General features: G+C 56.0%; 14 protein-coding genes. 8 read left to right on the top strand and 6 right to left on the bottom strand.

Annotated features, from left to right (window positions below):
* The coding region (locus tag LC531_RS22135) for a RepB family plasmid replication initiator protein (RefSeq protein ID WP_223654432.1) at positions 1 to 1,094 on the bottom strand (1,094 nt) is incomplete at its 3' end.
* 613 nt (positions 1,095 to 1,707) lie between these two features.
* Between LC531_RS22135 and LC531_RS22130 the strand changes: the two genes are divergently transcribed.
* From LC531_RS22130 to LC531_RS22120, 3 genes are all read left to right on the top strand, one after another.
* Positions 1,708 to 2,481, top strand: coding sequence for a ParA family protein (locus LC531_RS22130; protein WP_223654430.1), 774 nt, complete (start codon positions 1,708 to 1,710; stop codon positions 2,479 to 2,481).
* Between the two features lie 4 nt (positions 2,482 to 2,485).
* Positions 2,486 to 2,788: a hypothetical protein gene (locus LC531_RS22125; protein ID WP_223654429.1), complete on the top strand. Its 303-nt coding sequence runs from the start codon at positions 2,486 to 2,488 to the stop codon at positions 2,786 to 2,788.
* A gap of 380 nt (positions 2,789 to 3,168) precedes the next feature.
* Complete coding sequence (locus LC531_RS22120; protein ID WP_223654428.1) at positions 3,169 to 3,657, top strand: hypothetical protein; 489 nt, start codon at positions 3,169 to 3,171, stop codon at positions 3,655 to 3,657.
* Between the two features lie 388 nt (positions 3,658 to 4,045).
* Here the strand turns inward: LC531_RS22120 and LC531_RS22115 are convergent, their stop codons facing one another.
* Entirely contained in the window at positions 4,046 to 5,239 is a 1,194-nt protein-coding gene (locus LC531_RS22115) for a DEAD/DEAH box helicase (protein ID WP_223654427.1), read from the bottom strand.
* Between the two features lie 293 nt (positions 5,240 to 5,532).
* A complete protein-coding gene (locus LC531_RS22110; RefSeq protein ID WP_223654426.1) occupies positions 5,533 to 5,838 on the bottom strand; it encodes a hypothetical protein in 306 nt (101 codons plus the stop codon).
* Between the two features lie 2,215 nt (positions 5,839 to 8,053).
* Here LC531_RS22110 and LC531_RS22105 point away from each other — a divergent pair.
* From LC531_RS22105 to LC531_RS22090, 4 genes are all read left to right on the top strand, one after another.
* On the top strand, positions 8,054 to 8,797 hold the full coding sequence (locus tag LC531_RS22105; RefSeq protein ID WP_223654425.1) for a hypothetical protein: 744 nt from the start codon (positions 8,054 to 8,056) through the stop codon (positions 8,795 to 8,797).
* Between the two features lie 79 nt (positions 8,798 to 8,876).
* Positions 8,877 to 10,025, top strand: coding sequence for a DUF5712 family protein (locus tag LC531_RS22100; protein WP_223654424.1), 1,149 nt, complete (start codon positions 8,877 to 8,879; stop codon positions 10,023 to 10,025).
* Between the two features lie 549 nt (positions 10,026 to 10,574).
* Positions 10,575 to 11,009 (top strand): hypothetical protein, encoded by a 435-nt coding sequence (locus tag LC531_RS22095; RefSeq protein ID WP_223654423.1) that lies wholly within the window; start codon positions 10,575 to 10,577, stop codon positions 11,007 to 11,009.
* A gap of 1,253 nt (positions 11,010 to 12,262) precedes the next feature.
* Positions 12,263 to 12,469 carry a hypothetical protein gene (locus tag LC531_RS22090; RefSeq protein WP_223654422.1) on the top strand — a complete coding sequence of 69 codons (207 nt, stop codon included), beginning with the start codon at positions 12,263 to 12,265 and terminating at the stop codon, positions 12,467 to 12,469.
* Between the two features lie 117 nt (positions 12,470 to 12,586).
* Here the strand turns inward: LC531_RS22090 and LC531_RS22085 are convergent, their stop codons facing one another.
* Both LC531_RS22085 and LC531_RS22080 read right to left on the bottom strand, forming a co-directional pair.
* On the bottom strand, positions 12,587 to 13,201 hold the full coding sequence (locus LC531_RS22085; RefSeq protein WP_223654420.1) for a hypothetical protein: 615 nt from the start codon (positions 13,199 to 13,201) through the stop codon (positions 12,587 to 12,589).
* Positions 13,202 to 13,350: 149 nt separating this feature from the next.
* Positions 13,351 to 13,914, bottom strand: a complete 564-nt coding sequence (locus LC531_RS22080) for a hypothetical protein (RefSeq protein ID WP_223654419.1) — start codon at positions 13,912 to 13,914, stop codon at positions 13,351 to 13,353.
* Between the two features lie 204 nt (positions 13,915 to 14,118).
* Here LC531_RS22080 and LC531_RS22075 point away from each other — a divergent pair, with 204 nt between their 5' ends.
* On the top strand, positions 14,119 to 14,346 hold the full coding sequence (locus LC531_RS22075; RefSeq protein ID WP_223654418.1) for a helix-turn-helix domain-containing protein: 228 nt from the start codon (positions 14,119 to 14,121) through the stop codon (positions 14,344 to 14,346).
* A 118-nt stretch (positions 14,347 to 14,464) separates the two neighbouring features.
* Here LC531_RS22075 and LC531_RS22070 read toward each other — a convergent pair whose 3' ends face one another.
* Positions 14,465 to 15,028 (bottom strand): hypothetical protein, encoded by a 564-nt coding sequence (locus LC531_RS22070; protein ID WP_223654417.1) that lies wholly within the window; start codon positions 15,026 to 15,028, stop codon positions 14,465 to 14,467.
* Between the last annotated feature and the right edge of the window lie 94 nt (positions 15,029 to 15,122).

Below are 15,122 nucleotides of genomic sequence, written 5' to 3'. Positions count from 1 at the left end.
GTTTCGAAGTCACGCAACACCGGGTAAGTCTCTTTCAGCAACTTGGTTAGCTGCTCCTCTCCTACTACTACATCCAGCACTTTCCTAATTTGAGCTTGCGTCAGCTTAAGTTTGGATAAACGAATACTTATTTTCTGCTGTAATGGCGTCAACTGTAGCTTTGGCGTTTCTGAAATGGCAGCTCCTATTGGCAAAGCCAATTGTTTTGCGTTGGTCTTTTTACTAATGCTAAACGTGATATCAGTAACGGCCCTCCCCCGCTGCCGACGCTCAGTATAAGTAATATCAAAGCTCAACTCATTCAGTTCTGCTACTGAAGGTTTAAGCACCTTTGTTCTAAATTCTGAATAACGTGTAAATTGACTACTCGGCGTGGTTAACTCGCGCAATTCATCTACGCTGACGGTATGTGGGCTCTTAAACTGCCAAGAACGCATAAGCCAGTAGAGCTTGTGTGTATTGTTGCTCTTGATAGCAAGTAGCTCGTCCACGTCAGCTGTTGTGAAATTGCCCACTAGGTTCACCAGATATGGGATAACAGCCTTACCAAAAGTGGCCACAAGCAGTTTGGTATCAGAATCATAGCGCATAGAATCACACAGTGATACCAAATGCACGTTCTCTTGGTTTAACTCTGGTATTTGAATCGTCGCGCTCATCATACGCCGCATGGCCGTTTCCAACAACTGATGTTGTTTCCCTCCGAAACTCGGGAATAAGTCCTCCAATGGAATGACTGCGGTAGGTGCCTCTACATCGCTTCTACTAACGCAGCGCAGCATTAGTGCAAATATTTTGGCTTCCAGCAGCGTGGTAGTAGTCGGAGTCTCAACAAGTGTATTATGCTGAGCCACCAGCTTAGTACGCTGGGCTTTTGCCACAATCTCTTCGTGGTCAACAGGTAGTAAGGGCAACTTTTCTACTTTGACCGGTGCAGTAGGCAGTGATATAGTCGCTTGCTCAACAGCCTGCGCGGCCTCAAGCTGCGAGACAAACGTACCTAGGTTGATGGTGCGACCATCGCGAATGGTACGGGCTTTCCATTTTCCCTTGGACTTGTCGAAGCTGACGCCCTTGATAGATGGGGATTGCATGGAGCCTAATGGGTTAGTAGCTACGAAGCTAGCCGTAAAATGTGATTTCATTAATGGTGAATTGTCCCGAATGTACTTCTTGCGCTTTTGGGACAGTCCTATGTACTTCTCGCGCTGTCCCAATGTACTTCCCGCGCTTTTGGGGCTGTCTCAGATGTACTTTATGAGCGTCCCAATGTACTTCCCGCGCTTTTTAAGCTCACAACATATTGGTTTTCAATATGTTGTGGCGTTCTTAATTTTAAATAATATTAAAATTTAATAAAAGGAATGAGCTTCTTCTTTTTTGAGCTTTTTTTTTACTCTTTAAAAAGTAGTTCCTCAACTGTCAGCTAACGCAAGGGCTTCGCACACTAAAGGCGGAGCGATGTATGTACATTATTTGCTGAGTAAAGTAGTGTTCGGCCTTGTCTAGCCGCCTAATGAATTAACTCTCGCTGGGTGTTGAGAGAGAAATGTGTGAAGGACAATTCAAACACTCGCGGTAGTTCCATTTTTAGACGTAATTTTACACCTGTTAGAAGGCTCATTTGTAAAGCTACTAACGCATCCGTTAATAGACCTACTCGTAGTTCTACTTTACGTAGGTAAAAGCCTTATAATCAAGAAGAAAATGCATATTATTACTTTTGCTAATAGGAAAGGTGGAGTCGCAAAGACGACTTCTGCATGGGCGGTGGGAGAGTGCTTAGCTCATGCAGGCAACAAGGTACTGCTAGTAGATTGTGACCCGCAGATGAATTTGACACAATGTTTGCCTGAAGTGGACCTCACACGAAGTTTAACCCAGGTTATCGATGGGTTAGGAGCTAGCTTAGTTGATGTAATGCAACCTGTAAGAGATAACCTTTGGCTGGTACCAGCTGCGCCCACATTAGCCGCCGCTGAGAAGGTATTGGGAGCCGACGCTATGTACGCGCTAGTCCTGCGCAACGCAATGGAAGGCTTAGCTAACCGAATAGATTATTTAATATTCGATACCAATCCTTCTCCAAACTCTCCGCTTGCGTTGGCAGCTATCACGGCGGCTGACCGAGTATTTATTCCCACCTCTCCAGAATTTTTTGCATTCAACGGACTACAAAGCCTACTAGAACTGGTCGAGCGAATTAAGAAAAATTTTGCGCCTGGCTTGCAAGTTGGTGGTCTTTTTCTAACGAAATATGCAGCTAATTACCGCCGTAGCCTGCACCATCAATTTGTTGAAACGATGCATGAGCACCCTAGCTTAGGTCAGCTACTTATGACTACTACCATTCGAGAGAACGTAGCGGTAGCGGAGGCCCAAGTGCAGCGCCAGTCTTTGTTTGAATGGGCCCCCACCTGTGCCGCCCTACAAGATTACGAATCCTTGACCACCGAAATTATTACTATTCTCGCTGAATAATTCTATGAGCAAACAGAAAATCTCACTGGCTCATTTAGCTAAGCCTACTGAGTCTGTCGATGAACTGCTACTAGGGCCCACACGCCCAGCACCAGCAATACTTCCTGTACCTATAACTGAAACGCCCAAGGAAGAGGAGGACCCTCAGAAATCATTTACGCTTAGACTCTACGCCAGCATGCTCCATGAACTGCAAGCTATCAAAGAAGCTCAGCCTCGAAAAAAGCCAAAATCGATTCATAGCTTTATTATAGAAGCTATCGAAGATAAAATTAAGAAAGAACGCCGAAAATTGGCTACTAAATAGGTCGAGTAACCGAACTGTTTATAGGCCTAGTAAAGGAGCTAAAAGTAGAACTCATTTTAGAACTATTTAGAATTCAATTTATAATGTGTAAACACTTGTACTATAAGAAGTTATAATACTCATGCAAATGTCAGTTAAATGGCTGGTCATCTACAGATTATCTTGAAAATTCATTAAATAGACATCAAATTGCTCACAGCTAAATTGGTCAGACACTGCCTGACTAATTAACCGCCTCTATGTTGAGACTACCCCCTCCAGGAAACGGTCATTTTTTGGAGAGGTACGAAGTGCTTTGGCAAGCGGTCGTTCAGAAAAACGAGGGTAATTTCAGCCGGCAGCATTCTAAAGTAGAATTTAGGTGCCTACTTTCTTTCTCCATGAATTCCCCTGCACGCTGGCAACTGCTGGCTCTAGGACTCTGTACAGCATGCACACGACAGAATCTACTAGTTGCCACGCCCCAGGAGTGTATCCGGGTCAACAACCTGCGTCTCACGCGCGAAACACGCGCTGTAGTCGATGTCACCCTTACCCTGAAGGTCGATACCCGCCGCCGCTCCTATGAGGCGCGCGACTTTTGTGCTTATCAGCAGCCCACCTCCAACGGGCGATATGCCCTACTCACGATTTATGACCAGGTAGGCAATCACACCAGCCCGACGTGGATGCTACTGAGCCGGACGGGTATCGTCGACACGCAGTTATCCAGCCACCAAATGGCCCACGATTCGCTGCGCTCCGTCGATAAGATGGTACTTAGCCTTACCCGGTTGCCAGGGTTGGAGGAAAGAGCCCGGCAAGAACTCCTGCACCTGATGCAGCAAGATGCCCGCAACTACCGCAAACGGGCGGCTGACAACCATTAAGGAGCTACAGGTTTAAGTTCAGCAAAACGGTCGTGGCTGTTGCAGAACTCAGCCGAGGCCTCCGCAAGAGGCCACCAGTACTCAAGGAAGGCTACCGAACTGGCGATAAAGCTGCTTTTCATAGGCCTATGGACTAATCGCGACCACTTGTCGAATGAGCGGGATGGTTCTGCAACAGCCACCAACAGGGGAAAATATTCGAGTCCGTGGTCAACGGGCGCAGGCGCGCAGGAGTAGGGGTCAAAGCGGCGGAAGAGCATCGAAAACCCGCTCGTCTTACCCGCTCCGTAACGCCATCGAAAGCGGGTAGCGAAAACGAACGTGCAGCCCCTCGTTTGGCCCACCTGTTAGCTAACAGCGAGTTGTCCTATCGTCCGCGAAGCCCCAGCTACGCGGGCGGGGCGTACTGCGCGTAGGCGGGGGCATCGACGTAGCTGATTTTAGCGGGGTCGAAGGCCTCCAGGGCCTGAGCTACCCACTGCTCGTCGACGGTATCCTGGTAGGCCAGCAGGTGCACCGTGGCCGTCTGGTCGGGATTGAGGCGCAGCAGCCGGCCGATGCGCTGGGCCGCCTTACGCTCGTTGCCGAAGGCGTGCCAGATGATGCCCACCCGCAGCTCGGGGATGCTGATGCCTTCCGAGAGCTGGGCCACGCAGGCCAGGCGCTGGATTTTCCCGGTGTTGAACTTCGCCAGGTTGGCCTCGCTGTGCTTGTTTTTAGAATGGTAGGTGTGGGCCGCTTGTGCGTCGGCCTGCTGCTGGTTGCACGTGAAGAGCAGCACCTTGTCCGTCTGCTGGTCGGCCAGGTAGCGCATGTAGTGGCCCTTGCTCGGGTAGGTCATCAGGGCCTGCATGCGCAGGATGCGCAGCGTCTCGACCGGCAGCGCGTCCTGGGCGGCGTGGGCCAGCCGGCGGCTCCAGTACTGGTAGTTTTCCCGTTCGCTGGTCGTGAACTGGCTGCCGGCTTTGGTGGTGAGTACGTAATCGCGCACCTTACGCAGGGGCAGGCGGTGCACGACCAGGCGGTAGTCGTTGAGCAGACCCGCCAGCACGGCCTCGTCGGTGGTGTAGTCCACCAGGATGGGGCAGTAGGTGGCCACCAGCCGGCCCTTCTCGCTCTGGGCCTGCGCCGGGGGCGTGCCCGTCAAGCCCAGGATACTCTTTTTCTGCTTCGCGTGCGCTTTCAGGCCCGGCTCGTGCGAGTCTTTCAGGGCGTGGCACTCGTCGAGGTAGAGCTTGTGAAACGAGCCGGCCGCGAGCGTCTTGGCCAGGGAGCGGTAAGTAGTGAACTCGATGTGGTCGAGCAGGTACGTCAGCCCGAACTTGCGCGCCTCCTGGGGCCAAGAGTCCAGGATGGCCTGCGTGGGGGCCGCCACCAGAAAAGGCTTGCCGGCGGCTTGGTCAACGAGCTGACCGGCGGCAAGCAGGCGGGCCATGTCGCGCAGGCCGATCAGCGTTTTGCCCAGGCCCATCGTCAGGGCGATGCCCGCTAGCTGTCGGCCCTGGATAGTTGCCAGCACCTGGTCCTGCAAAGCTTGCTTACGAGCGGCGGCGTTACTGGTCGCGTCGGAAGAGGCGGACATGAGGGCGAATAAAAAAGCGTCAGCTGGAGTGCCCCAGGGGCTGAGCCGTCGCGAGCGCTAATCGAAAAGTTTACGTAAGTCAGTAGACGGCTAGTGGGGACCAGCCAGCCACGGAGCGGCCGGCGGCGGGAGCCAGCACTACCGTATTTCAGAAAGGTACTACTTCCCAACAGGCCGACGCCAGCCTAGTGCGGGCCCCGCCAGGAAGCCTGGCGGGGCCCGCACTAGGCTAGAAAGAAGCTTAAAAAAGTGGTCTATGCGCCCTGGCCTTGCGCGAGGGCTTAGCCAAGAAGCTATTCCTCCGAGCTGGTCTTACTGGGTATCAAGCTTAGTCTGGTAAGCTCAGTCAGCATCTTGCTGGGGAATTCTATGCCGCGCTTGGTTTGATAAAGCGCCAAGTGACGCGCAATAGCCTCCTTTAAAAAATCGGCGGGGGTAATTTCATGCTTACTATCCTCTAACATGAAGCTTACAAACCGAACGGCGCGGTACTGAACGGGATTAACTGTTTGCGCGGTAGCAAGCTTGGTTTTTTTCTTTGCGTCGGGACTAGTATTTTCTTCTGAGTTATCAGCAGCTGCGTTTTCAGGGGAAGCCATATGATTGGGTTTGAGAGGAGGTAAAAGACTCAGGAAACGACAGGATTTGGGGAGGTCGCCTGTTACAAAGTAAAGCATTCTGCCTGCTATTTTGATTACGGATGGCTAGTTTTATGTAGGTAGGGTTCACCAGGCGGGGTGGTTTTATCAGGTAGTATGGCAGGTCGATGTAGTAGGAAATGACGGTTATCTCGGGGGGAGCACGTGTTATTTTAAAAATTTATTGCCCCAGAGATTAGCTGCATATGAGAGAAAAAATTACTCAAAATTGTGGGTCCCGGATGATAAATGCTGTTGATTTTATGATGGGCCAGGTCGAGTGATAAGCAAAAATGTAGCAGCAGTGTTCGGCTGGAGGAGGTGATTTTGGTACTAATGGCTGCGGACCGGGGGTAGATAATGGAGGCTTTTTGTCAGCTGGCGGTAGGGCGGTTGGTACTGTTCAGGGGAGGCTGACTGATGGGTATAGTGCTGATTTCGGGGGGGACTGAGCTGGCTGATGAGTTCTTTATACTGGCTGGGCTTGGGGAGGTAGGCTTCAATAATGATAGGTTTCGGGAAGAGGCCAGGTGGGTATTAGGATGCTAGTGGTCGGGGGTGCTCGTTTAAAAATGGTTGGTTTTTTCGGGTAGGGAACTTTTAACTAATTTAGTTTTTGGGTTTTTTGGCAGGGGTAGGCTTAGGGAGATTCATTATATTTTGGGGGGGCAGTGGATAGGTGGTCCCAGGTAATTCTGATAGGAGCGGCGTAGGTTAAAGTAGTATTTTTGTATAGGCGGACGAGGGGCTTGTTGATTTTCGGCTGCTTTAGGGCTTGGTTGGCAGGAGCGGCTGATGGGTATTCTGGGTAGTGGGCGGATAGGTAGCAGTAGGAAATTATCGTAACCGTAGGGTAGGCGGGGGGTAGTATTTCTGTATAGTCGGACGGATGGGGGCTTAGATTTATGGAGATTTTCTATGCTGGTTGATTGGGCTGGGGGTATTAATTTATCAAAAAGCTACGGTGATAGATGAGCTGATTTTGGTACTAATAGCTGCGGCCTGATGGTAGATAACGGGGGAATTTTGTCAGCTGGGGGTAGGGCCAAGTAGCGGATTTTCGGGAGGAGATGTTTATCGGCTTTGGTAAAAGTGGGTAGATTTTAGCCCAGGAGTCGGGTTCTGATAGCTTGCTTTTTATAGGTGGTCGGCGGAGGTATCTGGTTAAATTCTGTCGCAATAGGGGGGATGGTGGTATTGGCTAGGGGGCTTTTATTTCAAAGGCCAGGGTGATAATTTGTTTGCGTTTGGGGGACTAGGGTAGGAAGGCCTGAGATGAAATAAGCAACTGGGGGGGCTAGGGTATTAGGGGCTGAGCTACTTTTCGCTGATTCTTTATTACTGGGGGCTGATGATTCTGAGGAGGCGGGAGGGGCTGGTGTGAGGGGTTTTATTAGGGGGAGCAGGGGCGTACTTGGTTGACATCTGCTTCCTTATTAGGGTGGGCGTAGAGAGAAGATAGTCAGTTTTTTTGGTGGCTTTAGTTGAGATTCTGATGCTATTTGGCTCGGCGGGGTAAGGGCTGATTGGGGTTGAGGGTAATTTTTGCCAGGTGGTAGCCGTAGCTTATTGGTGGCTGTTGCTGCGGTGGGGTGCTTCAATTTTGGCGGATTTGATGGGGTGAAATTTTGGGACTCGGGTAGTTTTTGCTGATTACCGGCGAAGGGAGGATGGGGGTTAATAGCTCTTTCTAAATTCTAGTCGTGGGGTTCTTTGGCTGGGTCGGGTAGGAGCTGATGGGCGGTGAAGGTGATTCTGGGGTGTAAGGCCATGTAAGAAGGGGGAGGCTAGGTAGGGTGGCCGCATGGGTTGATAGGGGCACGGAGGGGCGGATTGTGGCTAAGGAGGCGGGCTAGATAATGCGGGATAGCAGTAGGACAGGTGCTAGTCGGGTAGTAGCTTGTGGACGACATAGGGTGCTAATTCAACGACCGGCAGTAATAGTTAGCGAGAGGAGCACTTCAAATCAAAGCTACCGCATTGATTATCAGGCACAAACATAGTTTGTGAGTTACTATAGGCCATAATTAGCTACAAATCAAGTAATTAAAAGTAACTTTTTAGCTAAAATAGCTTATAAATACCTTAGCTTTATCAATGAGTTAGCTTAATGAGTAACTTTTCGCAATAACTCATTGATAAATAGTAGATAATTAGTAACTTTTTTCAAATTCTTATGGCGAATCTAGTAAACACCCCTGAAGCCAACAATGGCAAACCAGCTAAGAAAAGTCTGACTGATACTGTAAAATTGGAGGCCGATGCGGTAAGCCTACTCAATACTCACGCTCGTAATGCTGGCATATCCAAGTGCGAATACGCGAGCGCGGCCATCCGCTACTTCGCTGAAAATGGGTTGGACCCAACGAAGACCACGACGCTGGCCGAAGGCGTGAAGACCCGCGAGAAGTTACTAGACGTGAGCTACGATGTGCGCAAGCTAACGGGGGAGGTAGGCACCCGAATCATTGCCATTCTGCGCAACTTCGAGAAGGAGAATTACAAGTATCAGCAGGCGCAGCAGGGGGGACTCTTCGCGTACCTGGGCCAGATTGAGGATAACATTTTGAGTTATCAGCAGATGGTTGAGTCGCAGGTGTTAGCCCCAATGCTGGAGCGGGTAATCCGCAATGGAGTGGACACGCACATCGCACGGGTCCTAACCAATGCGGTACTACTAAAGACCAAAGACCAACCACTTTCAAACGAAGAAGTAAACAGGAGCACGGCGAATTATGACGGCCAACGCGATAAACAACTGGTTGTAGAAGCGCAGAAAATTGCTGACAAATCACCAGTTGCCCGACCCAGGTTGACGGCACGGCCGGCGCTGACTCCCGTTCCAGCGCCACCTAAACCCGCAGCCCAACCCGTACCCGCCGCTACGCCAGTTACGCCACCGGCTCCACCGAAACCGTGAGTTGCACCAATTAAAAAAGTGTACTTGTCTCCGTTATTGCTTCGGGCATTGCCTCCAATTCCTTCCCACTCTATCTTCGATGTACGTCAAGATTATCAATCCTGCGACCAACGGCAAGAAGGTGTACGCGAACGCGGGGAGCGCGCGGCGCACGACCAACTACCTGGAACAGGAAGCCAAAGAGCAGGGGCAGACGGCGACCTTCTTTAGCTCCGCTGCTAAGGGCGGGCTCACCGCCGATGAGGTCGTGGACCTGGTGGATAACAACCACAAAGGGTTAGGGAAGGACGCAGCCAAGTTCTACTCCCTGGTGCTAAGTCCGAGCGCGGATGAGTTGACTGAGTTGGGCAATGATGCGCGGGCGTTGGAGCGCTACACCCAAAACGTAATGGAGCTGTACGCGAAAAACTTTAACCTGAAAGGCGGGCGCGAGTTGGGAGAAAGTGAATTAGTCTGGGCCGCGACCATTCACCAGGACCGCAAAAACCGGGGCACCGATGCGGGCGTGCAGGGCGAACTGAAGCCCGGTTTGCAAACCCACGTTCACGTCATCGTGTCGGCCCGCGACGCGGCCCAGCAGATAACCTTGAACCCATTGGGCGCAGCTACGCGCTTCAACCGCGTGCAGTTCCAGGCCCAGGCCGGCGCGCAGCTGGACGAGGAGTTGGGTCGCACCCCAACGCGCGAAGTCGGTGCGCCCGCGCCCACCCGCCAGCAACGGGTAAAAGAAAAAGCGGCTGACATTACGGAGCGGGCCGCCAGCAACCGCGCCAAGAAGCCGCTGACTCCCGAACAACTTGCGGCCAAGGATGCGCGGCTCGACGCGCAGGTGGCCCGCCTCAATTCCAAGTTGGACCCCGCCCGGCACCTGGACCCCGAACAAGTAAAGCTGGTAGCGAAGGAGCGCGGCTACGACAACGTTTTTTATCTGAAGTTGGGTAACATAGAGCGCAACGCCGAGAAAGGTCGTACGACCCACGAGCCTGACGAGTATCTACGCACCGGCCGGGTGGCTCAGGTGGGGATGTTAAAAGAGTTACCCTCCGAAAGGCTGGCGTACACCGACCCGGTGCGGCGAACCGGCCAGGCCAGTCCCAGCCAGCCGGCAACCATGCAATCCTTGAAGCGCTCGGTGGCCAACATATCCCGCGCGCTCACGCCCCCTACGCGCACGCAGGACGTGCGCAGGGAGGAAGAAAAAACGCGTGATTACGAACCAGAAATGTAGCGGAGGGCTACTCCCAAAAGGCTCGGGTGGATTACCCTAGCCGCCGGGCAAAGCTGTCCCGTCGGCGACGAAGACCGGGCGCGGTGTGGGGAGCACCCGCCCTAACCAGTCCCCGCTTCGCCGGTAGGCTGCCCGTGCCGGAGTCCACTCCGTCGTCATGGTCCTGGCCACTTGCCGCCGGCCCAACCCGCCCGCCAACCCCTCGGGCTGGCCCGCGCGCTTCTACCCCGCACGCCCGCACGGGCGTCGTCCGGCGGCCCGGCTTTGGGAGTACAACTGGCGGCCAGACGAGTTGGAAAGGGTCAGCAGCCAGTGGCCGCGGGCGCGCCGGCAAGCGCCTCCTTTGGCGCCGGCCTGCGCCGCGCCGCTAACCGAACCTATCCGCCACTACGGAGCGGGCGTACCACTAATAGTTTTCTCCTGATTCCTCCCCCGCTAGTTAGATGCAGCTTACCTGGGCTGTTAGGCAGCACACCGGTCACCGTCCGGGCGCAAAACTTGACCGCTACCGACTCGGCCAGTAGCTGGCCTCGCCAGCTGTAGGTGGTAGTGACGGATTCACTCTTTCCGGTTCCCCACGTCCAAGCCCAGTCAACGGCCGAATCGCTCGGCATCGAGGGGCCCGTTTCTTTAGCCCTACTCCACCTGCTGGTCCCGGCTTTTACCGGTCACCGCCTGGCACCGCCGGCCACGGGCAGCCCCGCTGCCTGGCTGGCCAAAGGGGACACCTTGCTGGTGGCTCTGTCCGCGCGGCCCCCTAACCGGGGCGTTATCGAGTGGCGACCCCTTGACCTGGATACTATCCCCGCCGGGCAGCTGCGCTCGCTGGCCGACGTCGTGCGCGACGGGCAGCAGCGCAGCGCGACGTATCGCCAAGCGGGCAATCCAGCAAATCGCTTGCCGGGCCCCCGCCTCAAGCTGTTTCCGCTCGTTCGGCGGCAGGGGCGCTACTGGGTACCGGGCCCCGTGGTCCTGACCGAGTAGTTGGTCATCCGCACCCGCGCTCCTTCCTCGCGGGCGCAGGCCGGCAACAGCCAGAGCCCTCGCTGGTCGCAGCGTGTCCCCTGGCAAACCATCCAGGCCTTGGCGCCCACGGCGGGAAGTTCTGCCTATTTCTGGGCAAGCAGGCTGGTGCCAGCCACAGTTCACAACGGGGGGTACCCGTTTTGGTCACGGCCGGCGCTTGGTACTTTCCATCCCGTTTCGCGCTACCACGGGAGTGGCGTTTTCCCCTGCCAGCCGGGCATCGGCTTGGGGTCCGGCAAATTCCCCCACTACCTAACCACCTCCGGCCTCCACCCGCCGGGCGGCTTTACCCGGATGATAATGGACGGTAAAACGTAAAGCGAGTGTTTAAAAACGCACATGTGATTTTTGCAAGTAGCTGATAGATAAGAAGATAATGGATAAGGTTCGATAAGTAAGGATTATCAAACATATAGAGCCTGCTATATAATTTAAGTATGTTGAGCGTTGCCAAAAAATGGTTGACCCTAAAAGCAATTCGTTATGGCACTTTCTTAGTCTTAGTGGCCCTAGGCTATAACGAGTAGCAAGCTCGGTAGCCGAAAAACTCATCTCAATTTACTGGGAAATGCACACCAGGCTCTAGAAACCACATTGATAGTAAAAATACTGCGAATTCTATAGGTTCGATAAGTCTTAGTTATCGAACCTATAGAATTCATAGCACTAGTAATCAACGATATAAATTCTTCATGTTTAATAAGTGTTCATTAGCGAACCTTTGAAACTTATGTAATTGACAATAAATACTATAATTTCTATAGGTTCGATAAGTAACACTTATGAAACCCTACGGCCGGCAGTGCTTGATTTTCAGGGTGTAAACGAATAAAAATGCTGGGCTTAAAGGAGTCGTAAGCAGCAGTAAGTTCTCTAGGTAGTATTAAATTAATTGTGCACCTTGGGGCTGCGTTCTTCGTTGGACCCAGAACTACAGTAAGCCGGCGGAGGCTATACAGCTGCCCGCAAAACGGTAACGCGGTGCCCGGTAATCGAGCCCCAATAGCCAACTGACCAGCAGAAAAGCGGCTTGCCCAGGGCAGAATATCCTGGCAAGTAGCGGTCAAAAAGTCCTGTAGCGGCTGGCCGTATCACATGGTCCAGTTATGAGCGCAACGCTGTTAAGGCTCTTCGCTACTACCCAGTCGTATCTTAGAATCCCGGCGGTGAAAAAGCGCGTTCAGCCGTCGTATCCCAATTTCAATTAAGCCATGCCCGCTCCGCCTACTTCCCCGCGTCGCCTCAAACTTGGGGTAGAATCCCGCGAGCTAGACCTGACCCCCATTTGCTCTACCCCCTTGTCGCCGGCCGAAGAGCAGGAGGTGAGCGGGTTCCTGGCAGCGGTTCGCGCCCGCGACGCGCAAAACCCCGCCGTGCAGGCCATCCTAAAAAAGTATGGCTCCAAGTGGCAGAGCTGAGGGAAGGCGGCGTCCAAGCACCTGGCTAATCGCAGTCGGTAGCCGGCGCGCCCGGCGGAAAGCAGCTTCCTGGAAGCTACGGAGGGGAGTGGGAAAAAGGGATGTCGGCCCGGCGCGTTACTGCCCGTTCTCGGCTTTAAGCTGTTCCTGCTTGCGACGAGCCTGGTCGGCCTGGTCGGCCTGGCTGAGCACGTCCAGCTGCTTGCTGGCCCGGCCTTCGGAAAAGGGATTCCACAGGGTAACGCGGACTTTCTGCCCCGTCCAGTCGATGCGGGAGCCGTCCTCATCCCCCCGCCCGAATAGAAAGCGCGCTTCCTGCTCCAGGGCGGCCATGCCGACCGGGGAGTGAGCCACGGCCCGGAAGGCAACCAGCTTCCCGTCCTGAAAGAAGTAGAACTGTCCCGGCACGTCGGCGTAGTGCTTGGTAAACCAGGAGCGCGGGTTGGGGTCGCCGCCCTCGAAGCGGTACATCACCCGGCCGGGGCCCTCATCGCTGACTTTGAGCAGCTTCGGGAAGGCACTCAGCGGCTGACCGAACGGGTGGCCCGGCATGCCGTTGAGCGAGTCGGCCGCCGCTCCCAAACTCCGGGGTTTGGTGGTTTCCAATAAAGAGGTGGGGGCGCTGGCCGACTCGCCGGCCGGGGTGGAGGAGCAGCTACTCAGTAGGGTGCCGGCCAGGACCAGACCGCCCGCAATAGAGTAGATAGGAAGGAAACGGAAGGACGAAGGCATAAAAGAGAAAAGTAGCGAAGTAGGTAGGGAACGAGAGAAACCGCCACCGGGCGGGTGGCCCGCCCGGCAGGGGAGGGGACTGGGCAGCAGCGCGCCGAGCCAGGGGCCGTTTTCCCGGCCGCAGGTTCGGCGGGCGGGCGCAGGCGCAGCTACCGCCGCTGGCGGGCCTGCTGAATGGCCGCCACGCGCCCGGCCACGGCCGCCCGCTCCGGGGCCGGGTCCGGGCGATTGGGGGCGTGCTCCGCGCCGGGATGGGTGGCGCGGTACACCTCGTGGGCCATCCCGTTGCCCGCGGCCAGGCCCGTGACCAGGGCGAGCACGTGGGGGCCGTAGGCCGACGGGTTGGCCTCGAGGTCGGCCAGGGCGTGGATGGCCTCGTCCTGATAGGTGAGCAGGCGCTTGGCCAGGTAGGCGGCCTGGGGGGAGTAGATGGGCGGGTCGAGCGGGGGCAGCTCCGGGGAACCGGCCAGGTACTGGGTGAGCTGGAGCAGGGCCGGGTACTCGACCGACACCACCTCCCCCTCCACCCAGAGGTCGGGCATCAGCCGCAGCACGGCATCAGCCCAGGTCACGAAGTCGAGGGTGGGGAAGTGAGTAGCCAGCTCGTCCATCACGTAGCCGATGGCCAGGTGACGCTGACGGGCCGTGGTCTGCTTGAAGGGCAGGCAGGTGGCTTCTGAGACGGGGGGGGAAGCAAGGGTAGGGGAGGGCATGGGGGTAGAATAGTAGGGAGGGGAGAGAAAGCAAAAGCTGCTGGTGGCGCTAGGCGACGACAAGGGGGTGGGGTGGGGTGGGGTGGCGGCCTGGCCGGGGGGGGAGGAGCCAGGGGGGCGGCCGCACACAAACATACGAATTTTCAGCAAATTGAGGACACATAAGTCCACAAGGCGTTCGGGGGTACGCCGGAGCTTGCGGGGGTGAAAAAACCCGCCAGCATTCAGGCTTTTGGCCAGCATCTGCGGCGGCTGCGCGAGGCCCGGGGTTGGAGCCAGCAGGCGCTGGCCGATGCCGCCGACATTACCAAGAAGACGGTGTACCGCATCGAGAAGGCGCAGACTGCCCCCACGCTGGACGTGCTCGCCTGCCTGGCCGAGGGCCTGGAACTCTCGCTGCCCGAACTGCTCACCTTTGCAGTTGCGGCTTAGCCGATGAGCGGGCTAGGCGAGGGCCGGGGCTACTGAAAGTGGTCGCGCGGACGCCCTAAGTCGGTACGCGGCGGGCCAGCCCACCACCCAGGCCGGGCGCCGGCGCGGGGCCGGGTACTCACCCGTCTCCCGACCCATCGGTGGAGGCCAACCGGCGCAGCAGGCGCTGCACCTCGGCGCTGCCGGGAGCGGGGCCCCCACCGGGCAGTCCCGCGGGCAGCGCGGGACTACTAGCCAGGTCCCAGCGCCAGGCCTGCACGATACGCTCGGCTAGGGGGTAGGGGTAGGCCAGACGCTGAAGCAGGGCCCGCAGGCGGGGGCCGCAACCTATCCCGGGGGCTACCAGCTCGGCCAGCGCCTGCACGGCCAGTTCACTAGTGTGCAGCACGTACTGGGCCAGGTCCAAAGCCGGCAGCCCGTAGCGGGGCGGGTCCAGCAGGGGCAGCTCCGGACTGGTGGCCAGGTGCTGCACGAGCTGGGTGAGGTCCTGGGGCCGGAAAGCCAGCTGCGGCCCCCGCCGGAGCAGGTCGGGCCGAAACTCGTCCAGGGCGCGGGTGAAGGCCCGCTCGGACAGGGTAGGGAAGTGATGACGCAGCCGCTGGCGCAGCGCGAGCAGAGCCTGCATGCGCTGGGCGGGGGTGGCCTGCGCATAGGGCAGCGGGGAGGCAGGGGGGGAAAGCATAGTAGCGGAGTAATCGGAGCGAAAGGGACACGGCGGGGCGGCCTCCTGGCCAGCCAGCGGGGGAAGGAATAGCGAGTCGCACACGAAGGGGCAG

The organism is Hymenobacter psoromatis, from assembly GCF_020012125.1.
Taxonomy (GTDB): domain Bacteria; phylum Bacteroidota; class Bacteroidia; order Cytophagales; family Hymenobacteraceae; genus Hymenobacter; species Hymenobacter psoromatis.
Note: the sequence above shows the minus strand (reverse complement) of the source record. Positions and strands in the feature narration are given on the sequence as shown.

What these genes read in the sequence shown, in the direction of transcription:
- LC531_RS22105 (WP_223654425.1), top strand. Translation starts at nt 8,054, where the DNA reads ATGGCGAATCTAGTAAACACCCCTGAAGCCAACAATGGCAAACCAGCT.
- LC531_RS22130 (WP_223654430.1), top strand. Translation starts at nt 1,708, where the DNA reads ATGCATATTATTACTTTTGCTAATAGGAAAGGTGGAGTCGCAAAGACG.
- LC531_RS22070 (WP_223654417.1), bottom strand. Translation starts at nt 15,028, where the DNA reads ATGCTTTCCCCCCCTGCCTCCCCGCTGCCCTATGCGCAGGCCACCCCC.
- LC531_RS22100 (WP_223654424.1), top strand. Translation starts at nt 8,877, where the DNA reads ATGTACGTCAAGATTATCAATCCTGCGACCAACGGCAAGAAGGTGTAC.
- LC531_RS22085 (WP_223654420.1), bottom strand. Translation starts at nt 13,201, where the DNA reads ATGCCTTCGTCCTTCCGTTTCCTTCCTATCTACTCTATTGCGGGCGGT.
- LC531_RS22120 (WP_223654428.1), top strand. Translation starts at nt 3,169, where the DNA reads ATGAATTCCCCTGCACGCTGGCAACTGCTGGCTCTAGGACTCTGTACA.
- LC531_RS22080 (WP_223654419.1), bottom strand. Translation starts at nt 13,914, where the DNA reads ATGCCCTCCCCTACCCTTGCTTCCCCCCCCGTCTCAGAAGCCACCTGC.
- LC531_RS22090 (WP_223654422.1), top strand. Translation starts at nt 12,263, where the DNA reads ATGCCCGCTCCGCCTACTTCCCCGCGTCGCCTCAAACTTGGGGTAGAA.
- LC531_RS22125 (WP_223654429.1), top strand. Translation starts at nt 2,486, where the DNA reads ATGAGCAAACAGAAAATCTCACTGGCTCATTTAGCTAAGCCTACTGAG.
- LC531_RS22110 (WP_223654426.1), bottom strand. Translation starts at nt 5,838, where the DNA reads ATGGCTTCCCCTGAAAACGCAGCTGCTGATAACTCAGAAGAAAATACT.
- LC531_RS22115 (WP_223654427.1), bottom strand. Translation starts at nt 5,239, where the DNA reads ATGTCCGCCTCTTCCGACGCGACCAGTAACGCCGCCGCTCGTAAGCAA.